The following is a 20819-nucleotide window of genomic DNA, read 5'->3' as shown; positions in this document are numbered from 1 at the left end:
GCATCGCGACGCGGCCGGCAGGCCACGAACGGCTGTCGCCATTTCGATCGGAGATAGAATAATATCCGTATCGGACTATTCTTTGGTTGATGCCGCAGATCGCCGAGGACAAAAAGGCGGAAGTAACTAGCTTCAGTAGATGAAGGGACCCGCAATGCGTAGCTTAAGCAGCAAGCTGACGAGATTGGTAGGAGGCGGACAGCAGCAGGCGCCGGTGTGCGTAAGTACGCCAGGGCCTTACAATATACCTGTCGTTGTATGCACATGCCCGAACGGAAGTACCCCCACTACTACCACGAACACCAATGGATCAATAACGGTCAGGTGATGATTCATGTGCTTCAGAAATCTAGTCGTTCTTGCAACTGCTAGATTGTTGCCCCTTTGGTTCTTCATGCCGCAGGCGCAGGCGACGATACGCGCGCTGCCTATCTCCGATGCGGGTGAGATCAGGGCGCTGACCGCGATATGCGGGGGCAAGAAAGCGGCGTATTACGACGAGAAATCCAACGTCCTTTGTATCGATGGCCAATTTGACGTCGAGGGGCGGCTCGAACGGATGATCACCGGTCGATCCTATCGTGACGATCTCGTCGTCGTCGCCAAGAGCCCCGGTGGTGGCCTGCAGACGGCGCTCGACACGACGCGGTACCTGGAACGATACCATTACACGATCATCGTCGACGGCCTCTGTGCCTCCGCCTGCGCGCAATTTCTCTTCATGGGCGGCACCTACAAGATCGTCACCGGCAAGGGCATCGTCGCGATGCATGGCGGGCCCATGTCCGCGGCGTACATCGACAAGATGTCCATCACGCCCGAGGGCAAAGCCAATCTCCGGCGCGAGAACGAAGAATTCCGGGAATTCTATCGGACCCATGGGATCGATGTTGCGATCACGACCAACGCCCCGCAGTCGGTCCTCGACGCGATGAAAAAGGGCGAGACGCTGTTCTGGGCCCCGCCGAGAGCGGAGTTCGAGCGATCCGGAGTGAAGAACGTTCGGTTCGTCGATGCGGACATCATGCGACAGTGAGCGCGGTGCCGCGGCCGCGCAACGCATGGGCCGCGGCGACCGCGACGGCGCGCGCGCACGCCATCGCGCCGGCAAGGCGGCGCCGCGTCGATCCCGCCTCCGCGGGACGCGCGGCGCCCGGCCTCACGCCGCGGAGTCGAGCGTCGCCATGTCGATGACGAAGCGATACTTGACGTCGCTCTTCACCATCCGGTCGTAGGCGGTGTTGATCTCGTCCATCCGGATCATCTCGATGTCGGCGGTCAGGCCATGCTCCTTGCAGAAGTCGAGCATCTCCTGCGTTTCCTTGATCCCGCCGATCAGCGAGCCCGCCAGCGCGCGGCGCGCGAAGACGAGGTTGCCGACGGAGGGGCTGGGATGCGGCTCGGCGGGGACGCCGACGAGGCACATCGTGCCGTCGCGCTTCAACTGTACCAGCAGCGCGTCGAGATCGTGGGGGGCGGCGACGGTGTTCAGGATGAAATCGAAACTGCCCTGGTGCGCGGCCATCTGATCGGCGTCCTTCGACACGATCAGGTCCTTTGCGCCCAGTCGTTGCGCATCCTCGCGCTTGTTGGGCGAGGTCGAGAAGACATAGACCTCCGCGCCCATCGCATTGGCGATCTTGACGCCCATGTGGCCGAGCCCGCCCAGGCCGACGATGCCGACCTTCTGCCCCGGGCCGACCTTCCAGTGATGGAGCGGCGAATAGGTGGTGATGCCCGCGCAGAGCAGCGGCGCGACCGCGGCGAGATCCTGCTCGTCATGACCGATGTGGAGCACGAAGTCCTCGTCCACGACGATATGGTCGGAATAGCCGCCGAAGGTGTGGCCGTTCATCACCGGGTCGGGACCGTTATAGGTGCCGACGAAGCCGCCGCCGGTGCAATATTGCTCCTCGCCGTCGTGGCAGGAGGGGCAGCGGCCGCAGCTGTCGACCATGCAGCCGACCCCGGCGACGTCGCCGACCTTGAACTTGGTCACGTCGCTGCCGACCGCGGTGACGCGGCCGACGATCTCATGGCCGGGCACGCAGGGATAGAGCGTGCCGTCCCACTCACCGCGGGCGGTATGGAGGTCGGAGTGGCACACGCCGCAGTATTGGATGTCGATCGCGACGTCCTTGGGACCGGGATCGCGGCGCTCGAAGCTGAACGGCGCCAGCGGCGTATCGGCGGATTGGGCGGCGAAGCCGTTGGTGGGGGTCGGCATGGCTGAAGTCCTCGATGGATATCGGATGGGGCAGGACGCCCGAAGGGCCTCCATGTGGCGCTGCAACGCAGCATGGCCAATCCGGCTCCCGCCGAGAACTGTCGATCAGCCCGATCGACGTTTCCGATCAATCCTGTACGGGAACCGCCACCAGCGCGTCTATCGCCGCCTGCAGGATGTGGGCTGCGGCAAGATTGTCGATGCGTTCCGCGCGCCTGGCGCGGCTCATGTCCTGTTCGATCATCGCGCGCTCGACCGCGACAGTGGACCAGCGCTCGTCCCACAACAGGATCGGCAGGCCGGTATCCACCATGTTCCGCGCAAAGGCGCGCGTCGACTGGGTGCGCGGGCTGTCGCTCCCGTCGAGGTTGAGCGGCAGGCCGATGACGAGGCCGCGCACGCCCTGCGCCGCGATCAGGTCGGCGAGCTGCGCCTTGTCCTTGCTGAACTTGGTGCGGCGAACCAGCAGCGCGGGGCTCGCGAAGCTCCAGCCGGCATCGCACAACGCTGTGCCGATCGTCTTCGTGCCAACATCGAGCCCGAGCAGGCGCCCGCCCGCAGGCAGCGCGGCGCGGAAGGCGGCTGCGTCCGTCGTGATCATCGCGCAGCCTTGCGCTGCGTCCGGAATGCCGCGAGGCGGCGGTCCGCGTCGGCGCGGACATTGGCCCAGAACAGGCTGTAGTCGTAGACGTGGTAGTTGTTGCCGGGCAGGACGTAATTGCCGAGGTCGGGCGGCGATGCGCCGATCATTAGCAGGCCGCGTCCCTGACAGGCGGCGGGGACCTTGCCGGGTGCGATCGCCGCGGTGCTGAGATCGGCGGAGGGAAAGAGCGTGCCCAGGTTCTCGCTTGCCGGTGCGGTGGCATCGGCGGTGCCGGTGAGGGGATTGGTACAGACCATCGGCGTATCCTTGCGCGGCCTGCCGTCGAAGCCGATCGTGCGATCGTAGGTGTCGAGGATCAGCGAAGGATCGGCGGGCTCGGCGAAACTCTGCCACGAGAGGAGGCAGCCGGTCTGATCGGCGCGCGTGCATTCGGGCAGGCCGAGCGCGGCGAGATCGGTCGCCTTCGACACGGGCCAGCCGACGACATAGACCGCGACGATCCGCCGCGCGAGCGGCGTGCCCGCGACCTTCTCGCGGAGCAGCCGGGTCAGGTGGAGCGCGCCCTGGCTATGGCCGGCAAGGATGATCGGACGCTTGGGGTCGACCTGCGTGAGGAAGGCGTCGAACGCCGCGGCGACATCGCGATAGGCAAGGTCGAGCGCGCGGTTGGCATCCGCGACGCTGGTCAGGAAGGCACCAAACGTCGCTTGCCGGTAGCGGGGCGCCCAGATCTCGCCCGCGGCGTTGAACGCGCTTGCCTGACCGCGCAGGAAGATCGCGGCGCGTGCATTGGTCTCCGGATCGGTGAGCGTCGCGTTCCAATGGTCGCGGCCGATATAGCTGGTCGGGTGGATGAAGAAGACCGCGGCGGCGGGCGTGCCGGCGGGCGCATAGCCGGCAGGCGCCCAGAGCGCCGGATTGCCGGCGATATCGGGCCGCGCGATCCACATCCGCGCCTCGCGATAGGTTGCCGGCGTGATGCCGGGCTGCGCGCGGAAGGTTTCCGAGGGCACCAGGGCGGCACGCAGCAGCTGCGCCCCGTAATAGCGATAGGCGATGCCCGCGGCGAGCACGAGCGCGATCAGAACGGCAATGACGTAGAGGAACTTGCGGGCCAAGCCTCGCTCCTGTGCGGTGATCGCGCGCGTCCTGCCCGACCGCGCGCGGGGACGCAATGGCGGCTGGAGGAACAGGAATGTCCGTTTCGGTCGCAAAGCGTTAACGCTTGTGTGCGACGATTGGCCGGTCGGGGAGATGACGAAAGGGAGGGACGTGATGTGGGATATCACGGCATGGCGGCGAACAGCGCCGATCCGTCCGGCCGCGGCGTCGGGGGCGCCGTGTGCCGCCAGTCAAGCGGGCGCGCCCGGCGGCGAGGGGCGCGCGGGGGCAGCGGAGGCGGGATCCGCAGACAGGGTGGACTTCACGCGGATCAGTCCGCGGCAGCTGGGCAGGGTGGTCTCTGCCTTGGTTGAGTCCGGGCGCATCGGCGCTCAGGCGCTTGCCGGCGCGACGGACCTGGTCCAGTCGCGCGCCGATGCGGATACGCCGCTCAACATGATCGCCTATCTGAGCCACGAGGCCGAGGCGAATGCCTCAGCCCCGGGCGGGTTGGGCGTGGCCTTTCGGCAGCGGGCGGCGCTGGCGGCCATGATGGGACTGCAGCGCGATGCGGGCCTGCCGGTCGTCTACGACGATCGCTATCCGACGGCGCCGCAGGGAAGGCCGACAGAGGATTCGAGCGCCAAGCTGAAGGCCGCCGTCGCCGCGTTCCGGGCCGAGGCGGCGCTGACGCCCGCGCAGCGCCTCGCCAAGAAACTTCGGGCGGACATCATGCGCGAGATGAAGGTCGGGGAGTCCGACCTGAAGGCGATGGCACCCGACGCGCGCGCCGCGCTGGAACGCCGGATCGACGAGGAGGTGGCGCGCCGCATGGCGACGCTGGGCTTCGGCGGCGGCGACGGCAAGGCCGCGTCATCGCCGCGGGACGATGCGGCCGCCGCCTATGCCGCATCCGCCGGATCGGACGGCGCGGCCGCTCCCGCGGGCGGCGTGTCCGAGCGCCCGTCGCCGCCCGCCGCCTGAGCGCGCGCCCTCTTTGCGCGGGCGCGCATAGCGGGCACAGGCCGGCATCATGCCGATCGACCTCATCTGCCTCGATGCCGACGACACGCTGTGGCACAACATGCGCCACTTCCAGGCGGCGCAGGATGCCTTGCAATCCATGCTGCGGCCGTTCGCGGACGCTGCGATCACGCGCGCGACGCTCGACGCCTGCGAGGCGCGCAACCTTCGGCTGTACGGCTATGGCGCCAAGGGATTCACGCTGTCGATGATCGAGACGGCGACGCAACTGGCCGGCGACACGCTGCCGACGCGAATGGTCGCCGACATCCTCGATGCCGGCCGTGCGTTGCTGGCGCATCCGGTCGCATTGCTGGACGGCGTGGAGGCGACGCTGGATCGGCTGGCCGACATGGCTCGACTCGTCCTGGTGACGAAGGGGGACCTCCTGCACCAGGAGGCGAAGCTCGCCGCATCCGGGCTCGGCGATCGGTTCGCAGGGATCGAGATCGTCAGCGACAAGACGGCGGCGACGTTCCGCCGGGTCTTCGCCGCTCATGGCGTTGCGGCGGAGCGGGCGGCGATGGCCGGGGATTCGATGCGGTCGGACGTGCTGCCGGCGCTCGAGGCAGGCGGATGGGCGGCGTATATTCCGCAGGAGGGCGCCTGGGCGCATGAAGCCGCGGCGGAACCGGTGGGGACACCACGCTATGCGCGTCTGGAGCGACTCGCCGACCTGCCCGACTGGATCGCCGCGATCGCCTGATCGGCCCGCGGCAGGCGGATGCGGGGGTGCCCCGGAGCCGCCACGCCGGCGCATGCGCGGGACAGGCGCTTGCACCGTCCCGCGGCAGCGGCTAGCCGCTTGCCCCATGTCCGTAGACACCACCATTGTGAAGAAGATCGCGAGCCTCGCGCGGATCGCGATCACCGACGAGGAGGCCGCCCGGCTCGCGCCGGAGCTCGGCAATATCCTGGGCTGGATCGAGCAGCTGGGCGAGGTCGACACGACCGGCGTCGAGCCGATGACCGCGGTCATTCCCAACAGCCTGCGCCTGCGCGACGACGTGGTCGATGCTGACCCGCTGACCGGCGGCGGCAAGCGCGACGAGCTGATGGCCAATGCCCCGGAAGCGGAGCACGGCTTCTTCACCGTGCCGAAGGTGATCGAGTGATGACGCAGCCGCATCGTTCGATCATCCGCGCAGGAGACATTTCGTGACCGACCTCACCACCCTGGGCATCGCCGCGATCCGCGACGGCGTGCGCGCCGGCGAATTCTCCGCGGTCGAGGTAGCGGAAGCCTTCGTCGCCAAGGTCGCCGCGGCCAAGCCGCTCAACGCCTTCCTCGTCGAGACGCCCGACCATGCGCTGGCCGCCGCCCGCGCCGCCGATGCCGCGCGCGCGGCGGGAGAGGCGCCCAAGGCGCTCGCCGGCGTGCCGATCGGCATGAAGGACCTGTTCTGCACCAAGGGCGTGGCGACCACCGCGGGGAGCCACATCCTGGAAGGCTTCACGCCGACCTATGAATCGACCGTGTCACGGAATTTGTGGGACGCGGGCGCGGGCATGCTCGGCAAGCTGAACATGGACCAGTTCGCGATGGGATCGTCGAACGAGACCAGCGCGTTCGGCAACGTCATCTCGCCGTGGCGACGCGCGGGCGGCAACGAGTCGCTGGCGCCGGGCGGATCGTCGGGCGGCAGCTCCTCCGCCGTCGCGGCGCGGCTGTGCCCGGGTGCGACCGGCACCGACACGGGCGGCTCGATCCGCCAGCCCGCTGCCTTCACCGGCATCAGCGGCATCAAGCCGACCTATGGCCGGTGCTCGCGCTGGGGCGTGATCGCCTTCGCCTCCAGCCTCGACCAGGCCGGGCCGATGGCGGTGGACGTGCGCGACTGCGCGATCATGCTGGAAGCCATGGCGGGTTTCGACCCGAAGGACGCGACCTCGCTCAAGCTCGACGTGCCGGCGTGGGAGGCGGGCCTTTCCGCCGACCTGACCGGCAAGCGCGTCGGCATTCCGAAGGAATATCGCGTCGACGGCATGCCCGCCGAGATCGAGGCGCTGTGGCAGCAGGGGATCGCCTGGCTGAAGGACGCCGGCGCGACGATCGTCGACGTGTCGCTGCCGCACACGAAATATGCCTTGCCAGCCTATTACATCATCGCACCGGCGGAGGCGTCGTCCAACCTCGCGCGCTATGACGGCGTGCGCTACGGCCTGCGCGACCTGCCGCAGGGCGCGGGGCTGCAGGACATGTATGCCGCGACTCGGGCGGATGGCTTCGGCGCGGAGGTGAAGCGCCGGATCATGATCGGCGCCTATGTGCTCTCCGCTGGATTCTACGACGCCTATTACACGCAGGCGCAGAAGGTGCGCACGCTGATCGCGCGCGACTTCGAACGGGCGTGGGAGAGCTGCGACGTATTGCTGACGCCGACCGCGCCGTCGGCGGCGTTCGCGCTGGGCGAGAAGTCCGCCGATCCGATCGCCATGTACCTGAACGACGTCTTCACCGTGCCATCGAGCCTTGCCGGCCTGCCGGCGATGAGCGTGCCGGGGGGGCTTGATTCCGCGGGCCTGCCGCTGGGCCTCCAGGTCATCGGCAAACCGCTCGACGAACAGGGCGTGCTCAATGCGGCCCTCGCGATCGAGCAGCGCGCGGGTTTCACCGCGCTGCCCGAGGCGTGGTGGTAGACGCTTGGCCGTGTAGGTGTTACCTTGGTAACACCGGAGACGCGCGATGAATGCACCACTCGACAAGCGCACGACGACCAATATGACGAGCAAGGGTCAGGTCCTGATCCCCAAGGACGTGCGCGACGCGATCGGGCTGGTGCCCGGCCGACCGGTGGAAGTGGGTATCAACGATCGCGGCGAGGCAGTGGTCTTGCCGGGCAAGCGCTGGCCGGACGAAACGCCCGAGGAGCGCGCGGCGCGGATAGAGGCCTTGTTCGCCCGCATGAAGGAACGTCCCCATTTTTCCAGATCGGGCGCCGACTATGTGCGGGACATACGCGGCGACGAACCGCTGCCGTGATCCTGCTCGACACGAACGTCATCGCCGATTTGCTCGGCAACGCACCCGGCATCGAACCCGAATGGTCGCGCCGCACCGTTGCCGCCTTCGGGCAACCGGACGAACTTGGATGCAACCATATCGTTCTGGCAGAGATAATCGCCGGGTCGTCCCAACCTGAAGCCGTTCTTGACGACCTCGACCGCTTACATGTCGACGTGCTTGCCTTGACGGTGGAGGCGGCACTTGCCGGCGGTCGGGCATTCGGCGAATATCGACGTCGCGGCGGCAGACGCGAGCGGGTCTTGCCCGACTTCCTCATCGCCGGCCACGCCGCTGTAATGGGTGCGACGCTCATGACGCGCGACCGCAGGCTCGCCAGCTATTTTCCCGATCTAACCCTCATTACCCCAGAGACGCATCCATGACCGAATCGACGTATCGCATCCAGGGCGCCACCGGCGAATGGGAGGTCGTGATCGGCCTGGAGGTCCACGCGCAGGTGACGAGCAACGCCAAGCTCTTTTCCGGCGCGGCGACCGCCTTCGGCGCGGAGCCCAACACGCAGGTGTCGCTGGTCGACGCGGCGATGCCGGGCATGCTGCCGGTGCCGAACCGCGAATGCATCCGCCAGGCGGTGCGCACCGGCATGGCGATCGACGCGCAGATCAATCGCTGGTCGCGGTTCGATCGCAAGAATTATTTCTACGCCGATCTGCCGCAGGGGTACCAGATCAGCCAGTTGTACCATCCGCTGGTCGGCGAGGGGCATCTCGACGTCAGCCCCGACGACAAGAACCCCGACCAGGTCAAAAGGATCGGGATCGAGCGGATCCACGTCGAGCAGGACGCGGGCAAGCTGATGCACGACCAGCATCCGACCAAAAGCTATGTCGACCTCAACCGGTCGGGCGTCGCATTGATGGAGATCGTCAGTCGTCCGGACATGCGTTCTCCCGCCGAAGCAGGGGCTTACCTGACGAAATTGCGGTCGATCCTGCGCTATGTCGGCAGCTGCGACGGCAATATGGACCAGGGATCGATGCGCGCCGACGTCAATGTTTCGGTCCGCAAGCCGGGCGAGCCCTTCGGCACGCGGACGGAAACGAAGAACGTCAATTCGGTCCGCTTCGTCATGCAGGCGATCGAGCATGAGGCGAAGCGCCAGGTTGCGGTGCTGGAGGACGGCGGCGCGATCGTGCAGGAGACGCGGCTGTTCAACCCCGACACGGGGCAGACGCGATCGATGCGATCGAAGGAAGATGCGCAGGATTACCGGTACTTTCCCGATCCCGACCTGTTGCCGCTGGAACTGGACGAGGCGTTCCTGGAGGAATGCCGGGCGAGCCTTCCCGAACTGCCCGACGCCAAGCGCGCGCGCTACGAGGCGGCGGGCATCTCGCCCTATCAGGCGGGCGTGCTGACCGCGGAGGTCGAGGCGGCGCGCTGGTTCGATGCACTGCTCGACGCGGGCGCGGCGCCGGTCGCGGCGGCGAACTGGACGACGTCGGAGCTGTTCGGCGCCCTCAACCGTACGGGCCGCGACATCGCCGATTCGCCCGTCAGCCCGACACAGGCGGCGGAGCTGCTCGCGCTGGTCGCGGACGGCACGCTGTCCGGAAGCCTGGCGAAGCAGGTGTTCGAAGTGATGCTGGAGACGGGTGACGCGCCGGCGAAGATCGTCGAGGATCGCGGGTTGAAGCAGACCAGCGACACGGGCGCGATCGAGGCGGTGATCGCCGAGGTGCTGGCGAAGAACCCCAACCAGCTCGAACAGTATCGCGGCGGCAAGGAGGCATTGTTCGGCTTCTTCGTCGGCCAGACGATGAAGGCGATGGGCGGCAAGGCGAACCCCGCCGTCGTCAACGATGTGCTGAAGAAGGCGCTGGCCGGCTGAACCCGATGGGAGATACGCGGATGATCGTGCGAGGAGCGCTCACGGCGCTGGCGATATGGGCTTGCAGCCCTGCGATGGCGCAGCAGGTGGCCGCGCCCGCGCCCGCTCCGGTGGCGCTGCCGCGCGTCGCGCTCGATACGACCGCCGGGCGGATCGTGATCGAGGCGGACACGGCGCATGCGCCGATCACGGCGGGCAATTTCCTCAAATACGTCGATGGCCACCGGCTGGATGGGGTCGTCTTCTACCGCGCGGTCAAGGTGGCCGACCAGTTCGGCTTCATCCAGTTCGGCACGAACGGCGACCCGAAGAGGGTGCTGCCCCCGATCAGGCACGAGCCGACCACGCAGACCGGACTGCACCACACGAGCGGAGCAATTTCGGTCGCGCGCTTCGAACCGGGCAGCGCGCGCGGCGACTTCACCATCAGCGTCGGCGATCAGAGCCCGTCGCTGGATGCCGACCCCGCCAAGCCGGGTGACAACCTGGGCTATGCCGCTTTCGGCCATGTCGTCGAGGGGATGGACGTGGTGACGAAGATCCTCGACACGCCCGTCTCGCCGACCGCCACCGTGAACGGCGCGTTCAAGGGGCAGGTGCCGGTCGAGACGATCCGCGTGATCAGCGCCCGACGCGTTCCGCCCGCTCCCTAGAGTCTGGTCCAGCCTTTCTGGATCGCACGCTACTCACGATCGTGTCGCGATTTCGCCCTTGAGTCCGTCTGGTCCGGATGCAACCATCCTGTCGCCGAACTCAGGCAGGGGGGACTATCGTGACGATTGGGATCATCGCGGCCGCGATGCTGTGCGTCGCATCGCCGGCGGCTGCCGAGACGCTGACCAACCGGTCGGTCATCAGCTTGGTACAGGCGGGGCTGGGCGACGAGGCGGTCATCGCCAAGATCAAGGCATCGGATACGCGCTTCGACCTTGGGACCGAGGACCTGATCGCGTTGAAGAAGCAGGGCGTTCCGTCGTCCGTGCTGGCCGCGATGCTGGCGGCGTCGCAGAGCGGAGCGAACGCCGCCAGAGCGGCCCTGTCGCCCGATTCGCCGGATTGGCGCGTGCCGCATCCGTCGGGCGTCTATCTGTTGGCCGACTGGCTTCCCGCGCCGCGCATGCAGCGGCTCGATCCAACCACCGCCAACCAGACCAAGACGGGGGGCATGCTGGGCTATGCGCTGACCGCCGGGATCGCGCCGATCAAGATGAAGTCGGTCATCCCGAACGATCACGCCCGCATCGGCGCTACGAAGCGCAAGCCGGACTTCTATTTTTTCTTCGACGAGGCGAATGCAGGCCTGTCGGGGGGCGCCAACACCGGTTCGTGGCTGACGGGACCGAACGCCACGGTCACGTCGCCCGCCGAGTTCAGCCTCGTCCGCTTCGATGTCAGGAAGGATCGGCGCGAGGCGCGGGTCGGCAGCTTCAACATCGGCGGCGCCAAGTCCGGGGTGATGGACAAGGATCGCATCCCGTTCGATTATGAGCGGGTCGCGCCCGGCGTCTTTCGCGTGACGCCGCAGCAGCCGCTGGAGCCGGGGGAATATGGCTTTCTCTATTCGCTGAGCGCCGGGTCGGGGCCCGGCATGTTCAGCAACAGCATGACGACGCGGGTATTCGATTTCTCGATCGCCGCTCCGTGAGCTCAGGCTCGATCACCGCTCCACGCGTCCTCCGCCCGGCGGCAACGCCTTGAACAGCGAGGATGCGGGGCGGCGGTCCGTCCGCGCCGCCCCGCTCGCGCGTCACTGCTGGGTCAGGTCCTGGTTCTTCACCTCGCCGCCGGTGCCGCTGTTGCCGTCGAAGGCGCCGGTATCGGTGAAGCTGGAGGGCTCTTCGCCTCCCTCGCCGCGGGCGACGGCATCGGCGCGGGCCTCGACCACCTGCTGGATGTCGGGACGGGGGTCGTCACGATCCTCGGCGGGTGGGCTGTCGGGATTGTCCTCCGGCGCGTCGGCGGGAAGGTCGTCGGGATGCGGATCGGTCGGGCTCATGGCGCAGCGGCTCCTCAGACTTCGCTTGGGGTCTGCGTGCCCGGATCGGTGGCGGGCGTGCCCGGCGACGGCTGGTCGATGTCCGGGGTCGGCGGCGTGATCTCCGGCGGCGGCGCGGTCGGCTCGACGGGCTGGGGCGAGGGGGTCGGCGCCTCGGGCGGCGGCTGCGTGGCCATGGTGTTTCTCTCCTTTAAGGGCTTTCCTCAACGCCATCGTGCGGCGAACGGTTGCCTCCCCTTGTGCCTTTGCGCCATGCTGATATAGACGCGCGCCCAACGGCGGGTCCTCATGCGGGCGTGGCGGAACTGGTAGACGCGCTGGATTTAGGTTCCAGTATCGCAAGATGTGGGGGTTCGAGTCCCTTCGCCCGCACCAGTCCCGCCGCCAGTGGCGGGACCGGAAGCCTCAGAAGATTTCAGGCATTTTCTCCAGATCGAAGGCCCAAGATGCAGACTGTCGAGACGTTGAACGAGGGGCTGAAGCGCGCCTACACGCTGACCATCACCGCCAAGGACATCGACGCCAAGGTCGACGCCGAGGTCAAGCGCGTCGCCCCGCAGGTGCGCATGCCCGGCTTCCGCCCCGGCAAGGTGCCGGCGAACCTGGTGCGCAAGATGCACGGCGAGGCGCTGGCCGCCGATGCGCTGAACAGCGCGATCCAGCAGGGCGTGCAGGCGCTGATCGCCGACAAGGGGCTGCGCCCCGCGATGCAGCCCTCGGTCGAGCTGAACGAAGGCTATGCGCCGGGCAAGGACGCCGAGGTCAAGGTCGAGCTCGAAGTGCTGCCCACCGTGCCGACGCCGGCGATCGACGCGCTGAAGCTGGAGCGACTGACCGTTCCCGTCGCCGACGCGCTGGTCGACGAGCAGCTGCAGAAGTTCGCCGACCAGTCCAAGCGCTGGGACGATGCGGGCGAAAAGGCGGCCGAGATGGGTGACCTGGTCACCGTCGACTTCGTCGGCAAGACCAGCGACGGCGTCGCCTTCGACGGCGGCACCGGCACGGACATGGGCGTCGAGCTCGGCTCGGGCCGCCTGATCCCGGGCTTCGAGGAGCAGCTGGTCGGCGTGAAGGCCGGCGAGGAAAAGACGCTGAACGTCACCTTCCCGGAGGATTATGGCGCGGCGAACCTCGCGGGGCAGCCCGCGACGTTCGACATCACCGTCAAGTCGGTGAAGACCGCCGGCGAGAGCAAGATCGACGAGGATCTGGCCAAGAACCTCGGCCTCGAGAGCCTCGAGCAGCTGCGCGGGCTCATCAAGGGTCAGATCGAGCAGGAGCATAACGGGCTCACCCGCACGCACATGAAGCGTAAGCTGCTCGACCAGCTCGCCGAGGGGCATGATTTCGAAGTGCCGCCGTCGATGGTCGAGGCCGAGTTCCAGCAGATCTGGCATCAGCTCGAGCATGAGGCGAGCCACGAGGAGGATCCGCAGGCGGCGCTGGCCGAGATGGAGGCCGAGCGCGACGACTATCGCAAGATCGCCGAGCGTCGCGTCCGCCTGGGGCTGTTGCTGTCCGAGATCGGCCAGGCAAACGGCGTCGAGATCAGCAGCCAGGAGATGAATCGCCTGATCGCGCAGGCCGCGCAGCAGTACGGCCCGGAAGATCGCCAGCGCTTCATCCAGTATGTCCAGCAGGAGCCGATGGCGGCCGCCCAGCTGCGTGCGCCGCTGTACGAGGACAAGGTCGTCGACTTCCTGTTCGACAAGGCCGAGATCAGCGACCGCGAGGCGACCCGCGAGGAGCTGGAAGCCGCGATCGAGAGCGAGGACGGTTTCGCGACCGGCACGCATAGCCACGACCACGACAATCCCAAGCCGCGCAAGTCCGCCAAGAAGGCGGATGCCAAGGCCGAGGGCGACGAGGCGAAGCCCGCCAAGAAGGCTGCGGCGAAGAAGCCGGCCGCCAAGGGCGAGGACGCTGGCGCGGTCGAGGCTCCGGCGGCGGAAGCGGAGGCCGAGGCCGCACCCGCCAAGAAGCCGCGCGCCAAGAAGGCTGCCGCGCCGGTCGAGGCAGAGACGCAGGTGACCGAAGCGTCGCCGGTCGCCGCCGAGGCCGCCGAAGGGACCGAGGCCGCCGACGCCGCGCCGGCGAAGAAGCCGCGCGCCAAGAAGGCCGCGGCGCCGAAGGCCGAGGGCTGATCGAGGGGAGGGGGCATTGCTCCCTCCCTGCTCGTCGTCCCGGCGAATGCCGGGACCCACTGACGCGCATGGCGAGGGGGCGCGAACTCTTCGGTTGTTCCGCATCCATGGGTCCCGGCATTCGCCGGGATGACGCATGTCTGGGGCTTGTGCATCGACCCCTAACGTCATCCCCGCGGAGGCGGGGATCCAGACGCGCACGGCCCACAGGAGTTCGGGCCATCAGCGTTTCTGCATTCCCGCCTGCGCGGGAATGACGCTAAATGGGACGCGGCTTTTGTCCGCTTGCATGAAGACGGGGGCAGTGAAGTGACGCAGCCGCGAATCGCAGTCCTGCTGCCCTGCTACAACGAGGAAGCCGCGATCGCGCAGACGGTGGCGGGGTTCCAAGCCGCGCTGCCGGACGCGACCGTCTACGTCTACGACAACAATTCCCGCGACCGCACCGTCGAGGTCGCGCGCGCGGCCGGCGCCGTGGTGCGGCGCGAGCGCATCCAGGGCAAGGGCAACGTCGTGCGGCGGATGTTCGCGGACATCGACGCTGACGTCTATGTGATGGCGGACGGCGACGCGACCTATGACGCGGCCTCCGCGCCGGCGCTGGTCGCGCGCCTGATCGAAGACCAGGCCGACATGATCGTCGGCAGCCGCATCAGCCAGGTCCAGGAGAGCTACCGCCGCGGTCACCGCTTCGGCAACGCCTTGCTGACCGGCATGCTCGCGCGGCTGTTCGGGCGCAGCTTCACCGACATCCTGTCGGGCTATCGCGTCTTCTCGCGCCGCTTCGTCAAGAGCTTCCCATCGCTGTCGTCCGGGTTCGAGATCGAGACCGAGATCAGCGTCCACGCGCTGGAGCTCAAGATGCCGGTGGCGGAGGTGGAGACGCCCTATTTCGCGCGGCCGGAGGGCTCGACGTCGAAGCTCAGCACCTATTCGGACGGCTGGCGTATCCTGCGAACGATCGTCACCTTGTACCGGATCGAGCGGCCGCTGCTGTTCTTCGGCCTCATCGCGGCGTTGCTCGCGCTCCTCGCGGTCGCGCTCGGCATTCCGCTGGCGATCACCTATATGCAGACCGGGCTGGTGCCGCGCTTTCCGACCGCGATCCTGATCACCGGGCTGATGACGGTCGCTGCGCTCTGCTGGTTTGCCGGGCTGATCCTCGACACGGTGGTGCGTGGGCGGCGCGAGGTTCGGCGGCTTGCCTATCTGGCCCTGCCGGCGCCAGGCGCCGGGGCTTGAACTGTCCGCCGTGAGCGCCGATGTTGGCGTTCCTTAGGGCACAAGAGAGACATCCATGCACAATCCGTTCGAGACCGGCGATTTCGCGAACCATCTGGGGCGCGCGGGCCTTGGCTTGCAGCAAACCCAGGCGGGCCTCGTGCCGATCGTGATCGAACAGTCGAACCGCGGCGAGCGCTCGTTCGACATCTTCAGCCGCCTGCTTCGCGAGCGGATCATCTTCGTCACCGGCGGGGTCGAGGACGGCATGGCCAGCCTGATCACCGCGCAGCTGCTCTTCCTCGAGTCCGAGAACCCGAAGAAGGACATCTTCATGTACATCAACTCGCCGGGCGGCGTCGTCACGGCGGGCATGGCGATCCACGACACGATGCAGTACATCCGCCCGCGCGTCGGCACGGTCTGCATCGGCCAGGCCGCCTCGATGGGCAGCTTCCTGCTTGCCAGCGGCGAGCCCGGCATGCGCATCGCGCTGACCAACGCGCGGATCATGATCCACCAGCCGTCGGGCGGCGCGCAGGGCATGGCGTCCGACATCGAGATCCAGGCCAAGGAAATCCTGCGCATCCGCAAGCGGATGAACGATCTGTACGCCCAGTACACCGGTCAGCCGCTGGAGGAGATCGAGCGTCGCATGGATCGCGACACGTTCCTCGAGGCGCATGAGGCAAAGGATTTCGGGCTGGTCGACGAGGTGTTCGACAAGCGCCCGACGCCGGCCGACGAGGTCGCGCAGGCGGCGTAACGCCCTGATGCCGCGCCGGGCGCCCGCCCGGTTGCGGCCGTTAGGGACGTTTGACCGTTGTGGTTTGCGTACCGGCCGGGTTACCATGCCCGGCCTCACCAGCGGGAATCTCCCCCGCGACAAGGAAGTTTGAATGACGAAACTGAGCGGTGGCGACTCGAAGAGCACCCTCTATTGCTCGTTCTGCGGCAAGTCGCAGCACGAGGTTCGCAAGCTGATCGCCGGACCGACTGTGTTCATCTGCGACGAATGCGTCGAACTGTGCAACGACATCATCCGCGAGGAGACCAAGTCCGCACTGGTCGCCAAGAAGGATGGCGGTGTGCCGTCGCCGCAGGAAATCTGCAACGTGCTGGACGATTACGTCATCGGCCAGAAGCAGGCGAAGCGCGTCCTGTCGGTGGCGGTGCACAACCACTACAAGCGGCTGAACCATGGCGCCAAGGGCGCGGACGTCGAACTCGCCAAGTCGAACATCCTGCTGGTCGGGCCGACCGGCTGCGGCAAGACCCTGCTCGCGCAGACGCTCGCGCGCATCCTGGACGTGCCGTTCACGATGGCGGACGCGACGACGCTGACCGAGGCGGGCTATGTCGGCGAGGATGTCGAGAACATCATCCTCAAGCTACTCCAGGCGTCCGATTATAACGTCGAGCGGGCGCAGCGCGGCATCGTCTATATCGACGAGATCGACAAGATCAGCCGCAAGGCGGAAAATCCGTCGATCACGCGCGACGTGTCGGGCGAGGGCGTGCAGCAGGCGCTGCTCAAGCTGATGGAAGGCACCACCGCCTCCGTCCCGCCGCAGGGCGGGCGCAAGCATCCGCAGCAGGAATTCCTGCAGGTCGACACGACGAACATCCTGTTCATCTGCGGCGGTGCGTTCTCGGGGCTCGAGAAGATCATTGGCGACCGCCTGCAGGGCAAGTCGATCGGCTTCGGCGCCTATGTCGCCGCGCCGGAAGAGAAGCGGACGGGCGAGTATCTGCGCCAGACCGAGCCCGAGGATCTGCTGAAGTTCGGCCTGATCCCCGAGTTCGTCGGTCGCCTGCCGGTGATCGCGACGCTGGAGGACCTGGACGTGACCGCGCTGGTCAAGATCCTGTCCGAGCCGAAGAACGCGCTGGTCAAACAGTATCAGAAGCTGTTCGAGATGGAGCAGGTGGAGCTGGACTTCACCGACGATGCGCTGACCACGGTCGCCAAAAAGGCGATCGAGCGGAAGACAGGCGCGCGCGGCCTGCGGTCGATCCTGGAGGGCATCCTGCTCGACACGATGTTCGACCTGCCCGGCATGGAGGGCGTCGACGAGGTGATGATCGACAAGGACGTGGTCGAGGGCCGCAAGGAACCGATCCGCGTCTATGCCGAGAAGAAGAAGGACGGCGCCGCGGCCTGATCCGCAGCGCACCGCTGAAAAGGGAAGGGGCGTCGCGTGAGCGGCGCCCTTTTTCGTTCGCACCGGCGGCCGGCGCCGCGGCGGTGCCCAGACCCAAGGATAGCAGCCGCGTCATCGGGCATTAACGCCTCTGCGGCCATGCCACGTTCGCAAGGAGGCGCGGGCATGATGGAAACGGCGGCGAGCGAAGATCCTATCGTCGAAAGTTCTGCGTGGCGCGCGGGCCGCGGCCCGCTGAAGGTGCTGCCTGCGCCGCTGTTCGAGGATCGGCGCGCGTGGCTCGCCATCCTCCTCGGCTGGGTGCTGGCGCTGGCCGGCAGCGTCGCGATCGGCTTCGTCATCACCCGGCTGGTGCCCGGCGGAGCGGGCCCGGACCTGGGCGAGGCGCCCCCGGTGGTGCTGTGGGGGATGATCGCGCTGTTCAGCCCGATCACCGAGACGCTGCTGATGGCGGGCGTGCTCGGCATCCTGCGGCGCTTCCTGGGGCCGTGGCAGGCGGTGATCGCCAGCGCGATCCTGTGGGGGTTGCTCCATTCCACGCTGGCGCCGCTGTGGGGGGCGGTGATCTGGTGGCCGTTCCTGATCTTCTCGACATTGTACACCACATGGCGGCCGCGCGGCTTCTGGGTCGCGGTCGGCGTGCCGATGGCGGTGCATATCCTGCAGAATGCAGCGCCCGCGACGATGATCGTGCTCGGGCGATAGCACCGCGCGCGTCGCACATTCTTGGTGCCGGCGCGGCCGATACCGTGCCGCCGGTCCCCGCCGCGCGCTCGGTGCGGCTGACCTGTCAGAACAGGCCGGGGACGAAGCGCTTCACCCGGCGCCCATAGTCGCGATAGGCGTCGCCGAACGCGGCCAGCAGCAGGCGCTCCTCCACCCGGATGCGGAGCCAAGTGCCGAGTGCATACAGCGGTAATGCTACGACGAGGCGCGGCACATGGCCGAGGGCGATGGCGGTGGCGAGCAGCAGCAGCGCGATCGCGACGTAGATCGGGTGACGGACATGGGCGAACGGACCGGCGGTGACGAGCGCATGGTCCTGCCGCAGCCGCGCGACGACGCTCCAGTTCCGTCCCATCGTGCGGCGTGCCCAGACGAACAGGCCGATAGCGCCGAGGAGCAGCAAGGTGGTGGCAGCGGCGAGCGCCAGCGACGGAAACCCCAACGGATCGAGCGCCACGGCGATGGGGCCGCTGCCGCAGACGGCGAAGGCAATGCCCTGGACCATTATGCCGAGCAGCGAACGCCCGTCGCGCCTTGCCCCTTCCTCGTCGCGGCGCTTGAGGCGCGCGGCGAGGACGAGCGCGGCGAAGACGACGAACCCCGTCGCGAGGACGGCGAGCGCGGGGAGGCCGGTCGAATGGCTCATCGCGGGCGCTGCCTTGCGGCAAGCGCGAGGCCGGCGGCGACCTGCACCAGCGCATAGAGCCGGCGGCGGCCGGGCCGGTCGACGAACGGGGCGACGACCTTCTCCGCACCCAGCGCCTCGTCCTTCCACAGGTCGACGTGGCGGCGGGGCTGGACGAGGCCGATCAGGCCGTCGCCGACCATGAAGATCGCCGCCATCTCGACGACGCGCGGCGCCAGGCGCGAGCCGGGCCGGCTCATTGCGTGCGCCGCGCGGACTGGGCGGCGCGCCAGGCCTGCATGTCCTCGACCGCCACGCTTCGACGCAGGATCTTCGCATCGGGATCGACCACATAATGGGTCCCCGCGGGGATGGTCAGCGTGCCATGGCCTTCCGTCATCGGCAGCGTGGTCAGCTTGCCGGCGACGTCGACCTCGACCGGCATGGGGAAGGGGCCACCGCCGGGCACGTTCCACGCCAGCGTCACCGCATCGCCGCTGCGCGTCTCGAGCAATTCGGGCAGCTTGGCCTGGCGGAGATAGACGTCGAAGAACCAGCCGTAATCCTTGCCCGTCACTTGCCGGACGAAGCCTTCATATTCGCGGCTGGAGCCGAAACGCGGTTTGAAATTGCCCGGCCGGGGGTCGAGGCGACCATAGACGGCGAGGCGCGTCACCTTCCAGAAGGCATCGTCGCCGATCAGGCCACGCAAGGTGTGCAGCATCCACGATCCCTTGACGTAGATATCCTGGCCCGCGCCGCCGTGGTCGGTTTCGTAGACCTGCTCCTCGGTCAGCACCCGGTCCTGGACGATCGGAACCTTGTTCATGATCGTCGCGCGCTGCCCCTGCAGCATGGCGGCATAGCGGGCGCGGCCCTCCCGCCACAGGCCATAGGCGGGCTGCATGTAGCTGCCATAGCCTTCGTGCAGCCAGTAATCGTCCCAATTGGCCGCGGTCAGCTGATTGGCGAACCATTCGTGCGTGAATTCGTGCTGGAACAGCCAGTCGAATCCCTCGATCGCCTTTGCATAGTCGTTGCCGTAGGCGTTGATCGTCTGATGCTCCATGCCCTTGTGCGGGGTCTCGACGACGCCGACCTTCTCGTCGCCGAACGGATAGGGCCCGACATTGGCCTCGAAGAAGTCCAGCGTCGGGGCGAATTCGTCGAACAGCTTTTGCGCCTGCGCCTTCTCGCCGGGCAGATACCAGTAGAACATCGGGATCGCGTTGCCGAAGCGGCTCTTGTAGCTGCCCTCGATCACCTCATACGGCCCGACGTTGAGCGCGATGGCGTAGGTATTGGGATTGCGCGTGCGCCAGTTCCACCGGGTGCGTCCATCGGGGAGCTGGTCGACCGAGATCAGCTTGCCGTTCGACGGCGCCTTCAGCCCCTTGGGGATGGTGATGTGGAGGTCGACGACCCCGGGCTCGCCGGTCGGAAAGTCGAGGCACGGCCAGAACAGGTCGCAGCCATAGCCTTCCGATGTGGTCGCGAACCAGGTGCGGCCGTCGGGCGTCTTCGACCAGACCATGCCGTCGTCCCAGGGGGCGCGCACCGCGACATGCGGCTGGCCGCCATAGGCGATCCGAGCGCTCACCGACTGGCCGGCGGCGAGCGGGCGGGGCAGGGTGATCGCCAGCTGGCCCTCCGGATTGGTCCAGGCAGCTTTCGGCAGCGGCTGCCCGTCGATGCTGATCGCGGTGACGGGCAGGTTTCGGTCGAGGTCGATCAACAGCCGGGTCAGCGGCGCCTTGGCGGTGAAGCCGAGCGTCGCGACGCCATTCAGCGTCTCGGTCTCCGGCAGCACCTCGAACGACAGGTCGGCGGTGTCGAAACGCAGCGCCATCTGTTCGGGCGGACGCTCGCCGCCGGACTTTTGCGTCTGCTCGGTGATCGGCGGCTCGCCCTTCTTGGGGAGGCCCGGCGCGGCGGCGACGAGGGCGAGCGCGGAGATGGCGAGCAATGTCTTCATGGTTTCCCTCCTCAAATCCTCCCCGCTCCGCGGGGAGGGGGACCGCCAGCCGCAGGCTGGTGGTGGAGGGGCAGCCCCAAGCACGTCGCTCTGTTGGGCTGCCCCTCCACCACGCCTCTTCGAGGCGCGGTCCCCCTCCCCTGCAAAGCAGGG

Annotated in this window: 23 protein-coding genes and 1 tRNA gene; 16 read left to right on the top strand and 8 right to left on the bottom strand. The window is 67.6% G+C overall.

Annotated elements, in window-relative coordinates; translation table 11 throughout:
- Positions 1-373: 373 nt before the first annotated feature.
- Positions 374-1036: a hypothetical protein gene (locus IQ292_RS06445; RefSeq protein ID WP_203309500.1), complete on the top strand. Its 663-nt coding sequence runs from the start codon at positions 374-376 to the stop codon at positions 1034-1036.
- 123 nt (positions 1037-1159) lie between these two features.
- Here IQ292_RS06445 and IQ292_RS06440 read toward each other — a convergent pair whose 3' ends face one another.
- The 3 genes from IQ292_RS06440 to IQ292_RS06430 form a co-directional block, all read right to left on the bottom strand.
- Positions 1160-2227: an NAD(P)-dependent alcohol dehydrogenase gene (locus tag IQ292_RS06440; protein WP_203309499.1), complete on the bottom strand. Its 1068-nt coding sequence runs from the start codon at positions 2225-2227 to the stop codon at positions 1160-1162.
- Between the two features lie 127 nt (positions 2228-2354).
- Complete coding sequence (ruvX, locus tag IQ292_RS06435; RefSeq protein WP_203309498.1) at positions 2355-2828, bottom strand: Holliday junction resolvase RuvX; 474 nt, start codon at positions 2826-2828, stop codon at positions 2355-2357.
- Complete coding sequence (locus tag IQ292_RS06430) at positions 2825-3949, bottom strand: DUF3089 domain-containing protein (protein WP_203309497.1); 1125 nt, start codon at positions 3947-3949, stop codon at positions 2825-2827. The genes ruvX and IQ292_RS06430 overlap by 4 nt, the downstream gene beginning before the upstream one ends.
- Before the next feature lie 349 nt (positions 3950-4298).
- On the opposite strand from IQ292_RS06430, the gene IQ292_RS06425 reads away from it, so the two are divergent.
- The 9 genes from IQ292_RS06425 to IQ292_RS06385 all read left to right on the top strand — a co-directional run bounded on the left by IQ292_RS06425 (position 4299) and on the right by IQ292_RS06385 (position 11459).
- Positions 4299-4916 (top strand): hypothetical protein, encoded by a 618-nt coding sequence (locus IQ292_RS06425; protein WP_203309496.1) that lies wholly within the window; start codon positions 4299-4301, stop codon positions 4914-4916.
- Between the two features lie 49 nt (positions 4917-4965).
- Complete coding sequence (locus IQ292_RS06420; RefSeq protein WP_203309495.1) at positions 4966-5661, top strand: HAD family hydrolase; 696 nt, start codon at positions 4966-4968, stop codon at positions 5659-5661.
- Between the two features lie 106 nt (positions 5662-5767).
- On the top strand, positions 5768-6070 hold the full coding sequence (gatC, locus tag IQ292_RS06415) for an Asp-tRNA(Asn)/Glu-tRNA(Gln) amidotransferase subunit GatC (RefSeq protein WP_203309494.1): 303 nt from the start codon (positions 5768-5770) through the stop codon (positions 6068-6070).
- Positions 6071-6113: 43 nt separating this feature from the next.
- Entirely contained in the window at positions 6114-7595 is a 1482-nt protein-coding gene (gene gatA / locus IQ292_RS06410) for an Asp-tRNA(Asn)/Glu-tRNA(Gln) amidotransferase subunit GatA (protein ID WP_203309493.1), read from the top strand.
- A 46-nt stretch (positions 7596-7641) separates the two neighbouring features.
- Positions 7642-7938, top strand: a complete 297-nt coding sequence (locus IQ292_RS06405; RefSeq protein ID WP_203309492.1) for an AbrB/MazE/SpoVT family DNA-binding domain-containing protein — start codon at positions 7642-7644, stop codon at positions 7936-7938.
- A complete protein-coding gene (locus tag IQ292_RS06400) occupies positions 7935-8345 on the top strand; it encodes a type II toxin-antitoxin system VapC family toxin (protein ID WP_203309491.1) in 411 nt (136 codons plus the stop codon). Before IQ292_RS06405 ends, IQ292_RS06400 begins: the two co-directional genes overlap by 4 nt.
- A complete protein-coding gene (gene gatB, locus IQ292_RS06395; RefSeq protein ID WP_203309490.1) occupies positions 8342-9814 on the top strand; it encodes an Asp-tRNA(Asn)/Glu-tRNA(Gln) amidotransferase subunit GatB in 1473 nt (490 codons plus the stop codon). The genes IQ292_RS06400 and gatB overlap by 4 nt, the downstream gene beginning before the upstream one ends.
- Before the next feature lie 74 nt (positions 9815-9888).
- Positions 9889-10467, top strand: coding sequence for a peptidylprolyl isomerase (locus IQ292_RS06390; RefSeq protein WP_238940865.1), 579 nt, complete (start codon positions 9889-9891; stop codon positions 10465-10467).
- Positions 10468-10586: 119 nt separating this feature from the next.
- Complete coding sequence (locus tag IQ292_RS06385) at positions 10587-11459, top strand: hypothetical protein (RefSeq protein WP_338057596.1); 873 nt, start codon at positions 10587-10589, stop codon at positions 11457-11459.
- 102 nt (positions 11460-11561) lie between these two features.
- On the opposite strand, the gene IQ292_RS06380 is transcribed toward IQ292_RS06385, so the two are convergent.
- Positions 11562-11810, bottom strand: coding sequence for a hypothetical protein (locus IQ292_RS06380; RefSeq protein ID WP_203309487.1), 249 nt, complete (start codon positions 11808-11810; stop codon positions 11562-11564).
- A 14-nt stretch (positions 11811-11824) separates the two neighbouring features.
- Positions 11825-11986, bottom strand: a complete 162-nt coding sequence (locus IQ292_RS06375) for a hypothetical protein (protein WP_203309486.1) — start codon at positions 11984-11986, stop codon at positions 11825-11827.
- A 114-nt stretch (positions 11987-12100) separates the two neighbouring features.
- On the opposite strand from IQ292_RS06375, the gene IQ292_RS06370 reads away from it, so the two are divergent.
- From IQ292_RS06370 to IQ292_RS06345, 6 genes are all read left to right on the top strand, one after another.
- Positions 12101-12185 (top strand) — tRNA-Leu (locus IQ292_RS06370).
- Positions 12186-12256: 71 nt separating this feature from the next.
- A complete protein-coding gene (tig, locus tag IQ292_RS06365; protein WP_203309485.1) occupies positions 12257-13954 on the top strand; it encodes a trigger factor in 1698 nt (565 codons plus the stop codon).
- 309 nt (positions 13955-14263) lie between these two features.
- Positions 14264-15196 carry a glycosyltransferase gene (locus IQ292_RS06360; protein ID WP_203309484.1) on the top strand — a complete coding sequence of 311 codons (933 nt, stop codon included), beginning with the start codon at positions 14264-14266 and terminating at the stop codon, positions 15194-15196.
- Between the two features lie 55 nt (positions 15197-15251).
- Complete coding sequence (locus tag IQ292_RS06355; RefSeq protein ID WP_238940863.1) at positions 15252-15941, top strand: ATP-dependent Clp protease proteolytic subunit; 690 nt, start codon at positions 15252-15254, stop codon at positions 15939-15941.
- A 133-nt stretch (positions 15942-16074) separates the two neighbouring features.
- A complete protein-coding gene (clpX, locus tag IQ292_RS06350) occupies positions 16075-17340 on the top strand; it encodes an ATP-dependent Clp protease ATP-binding subunit ClpX (RefSeq protein ID WP_203309483.1) in 1266 nt (421 codons plus the stop codon).
- 165 nt (positions 17341-17505) lie between these two features.
- The gene (locus IQ292_RS06345; protein WP_238940862.1) at positions 17506-18045 is read left to right on the top strand and encodes a CPBP family intramembrane glutamic endopeptidase; all 540 of its coding nucleotides are present in this window, start codon (positions 17506-17508) and stop codon (positions 18043-18045) included.
- Between the two features lie 85 nt (positions 18046-18130).
- Here IQ292_RS06345 and IQ292_RS06340 read toward each other — a convergent pair whose 3' ends face one another.
- The 3 genes from IQ292_RS06340 to IQ292_RS06330 are packed head-to-tail and all read right to left on the bottom strand — an operon-like array spanning position 18131 to position 20666.
- Positions 18131-18712, bottom strand: coding sequence for a methyltransferase family protein (locus tag IQ292_RS06340; protein ID WP_203309482.1), 582 nt, complete (start codon positions 18710-18712; stop codon positions 18131-18133).
- On the bottom strand, positions 18709-18951 hold the full coding sequence (locus IQ292_RS06335) for a hypothetical protein (RefSeq protein WP_203309481.1): 243 nt from the start codon (positions 18949-18951) through the stop codon (positions 18709-18711). Before IQ292_RS06335 ends, IQ292_RS06340 begins: the two co-directional genes overlap by 4 nt.
- Positions 18948-20666, bottom strand: a complete 1719-nt coding sequence (locus tag IQ292_RS06330) for a M1 family metallopeptidase (RefSeq protein WP_203309480.1) — start codon at positions 20664-20666, stop codon at positions 18948-18950. The genes IQ292_RS06335 and IQ292_RS06330 overlap by 4 nt, the downstream gene beginning before the upstream one ends.
- Positions 20667-20819 lie beyond the last annotated feature (153 nt).

Origin of the sequence: Sphingomonas beigongshangi, from assembly GCF_016820445.1 — a bacterium.
GTDB lineage: Bacteria > Pseudomonadota > Alphaproteobacteria > Sphingomonadales > Sphingomonadaceae > Sphingomonas > Sphingomonas beigongshangi.
Note: the sequence above shows the minus strand (reverse complement) of the source record. Positions and strands in the feature narration are given on the sequence as shown.

Bases quoted from the DNA above. Each gene is read 5' to 3' on its own strand.
- gatB (WP_203309490.1), top strand. From the start codon at position 8,342: ATGACCGAATCGACGTATCGCATCCAGGGCGCCACCGGCGAATGGGAG.
- IQ292_RS06420 (WP_203309495.1), top strand. From the start codon at position 4,966: ATGCCGATCGACCTCATCTGCCTCGATGCCGACGACACGCTGTGGCAC.
- IQ292_RS06375 (WP_203309486.1), bottom strand. From the start codon at position 11,986: ATGGCCACGCAGCCGCCGCCCGAGGCGCCGACCCCCTCGCCCCAGCCC.
- IQ292_RS06335 (WP_203309481.1), bottom strand. From the start codon at position 18,951: ATGAGCCGGCCCGGCTCGCGCCTGGCGCCGCGCGTCGTCGAGATGGCG.
- tig (WP_203309485.1), top strand. From the start codon at position 12,257: ATGCAGACTGTCGAGACGTTGAACGAGGGGCTGAAGCGCGCCTACACG.
- IQ292_RS06355 (WP_238940863.1), top strand. From the start codon at position 15,252: ATGCACAATCCGTTCGAGACCGGCGATTTCGCGAACCATCTGGGGCGC.
- IQ292_RS06330 (WP_203309480.1), bottom strand. From the start codon at position 20,666: ATGAAGACATTGCTCGCCATCTCCGCGCTCGCCCTCGTCGCCGCCGCG.
- IQ292_RS06405 (WP_203309492.1), top strand. From the start codon at position 7,642: ATGAATGCACCACTCGACAAGCGCACGACGACCAATATGACGAGCAAG.
- clpX (WP_203309483.1), top strand. From the start codon at position 16,075: ATGACGAAACTGAGCGGTGGCGACTCGAAGAGCACCCTCTATTGCTCG.
- IQ292_RS06380 (WP_203309487.1), bottom strand. From the start codon at position 11,810: ATGAGCCCGACCGATCCGCATCCCGACGACCTTCCCGCCGACGCGCCG.
- ruvX (WP_203309498.1), bottom strand. From the start codon at position 2,828: ATGATCACGACGGACGCAGCCGCCTTCCGCGCCGCGCTGCCTGCGGGC.
- IQ292_RS06340 (WP_203309482.1), bottom strand. From the start codon at position 18,712: ATGAGCCATTCGACCGGCCTCCCCGCGCTCGCCGTCCTCGCGACGGGG.
- IQ292_RS06440 (WP_203309499.1), bottom strand. From the start codon at position 2,227: ATGCCGACCCCCACCAACGGCTTCGCCGCCCAATCCGCCGATACGCCG.
- IQ292_RS06390 (WP_238940865.1), top strand. From the start codon at position 9,889: ATGGCGCAGCAGGTGGCCGCGCCCGCGCCCGCTCCGGTGGCGCTGCCG.
- gatC (WP_203309494.1), top strand. From the start codon at position 5,768: ATGTCCGTAGACACCACCATTGTGAAGAAGATCGCGAGCCTCGCGCGG.
- IQ292_RS06345 (WP_238940862.1), top strand. From the start codon at position 17,506: ATGATGGAAACGGCGGCGAGCGAAGATCCTATCGTCGAAAGTTCTGCG.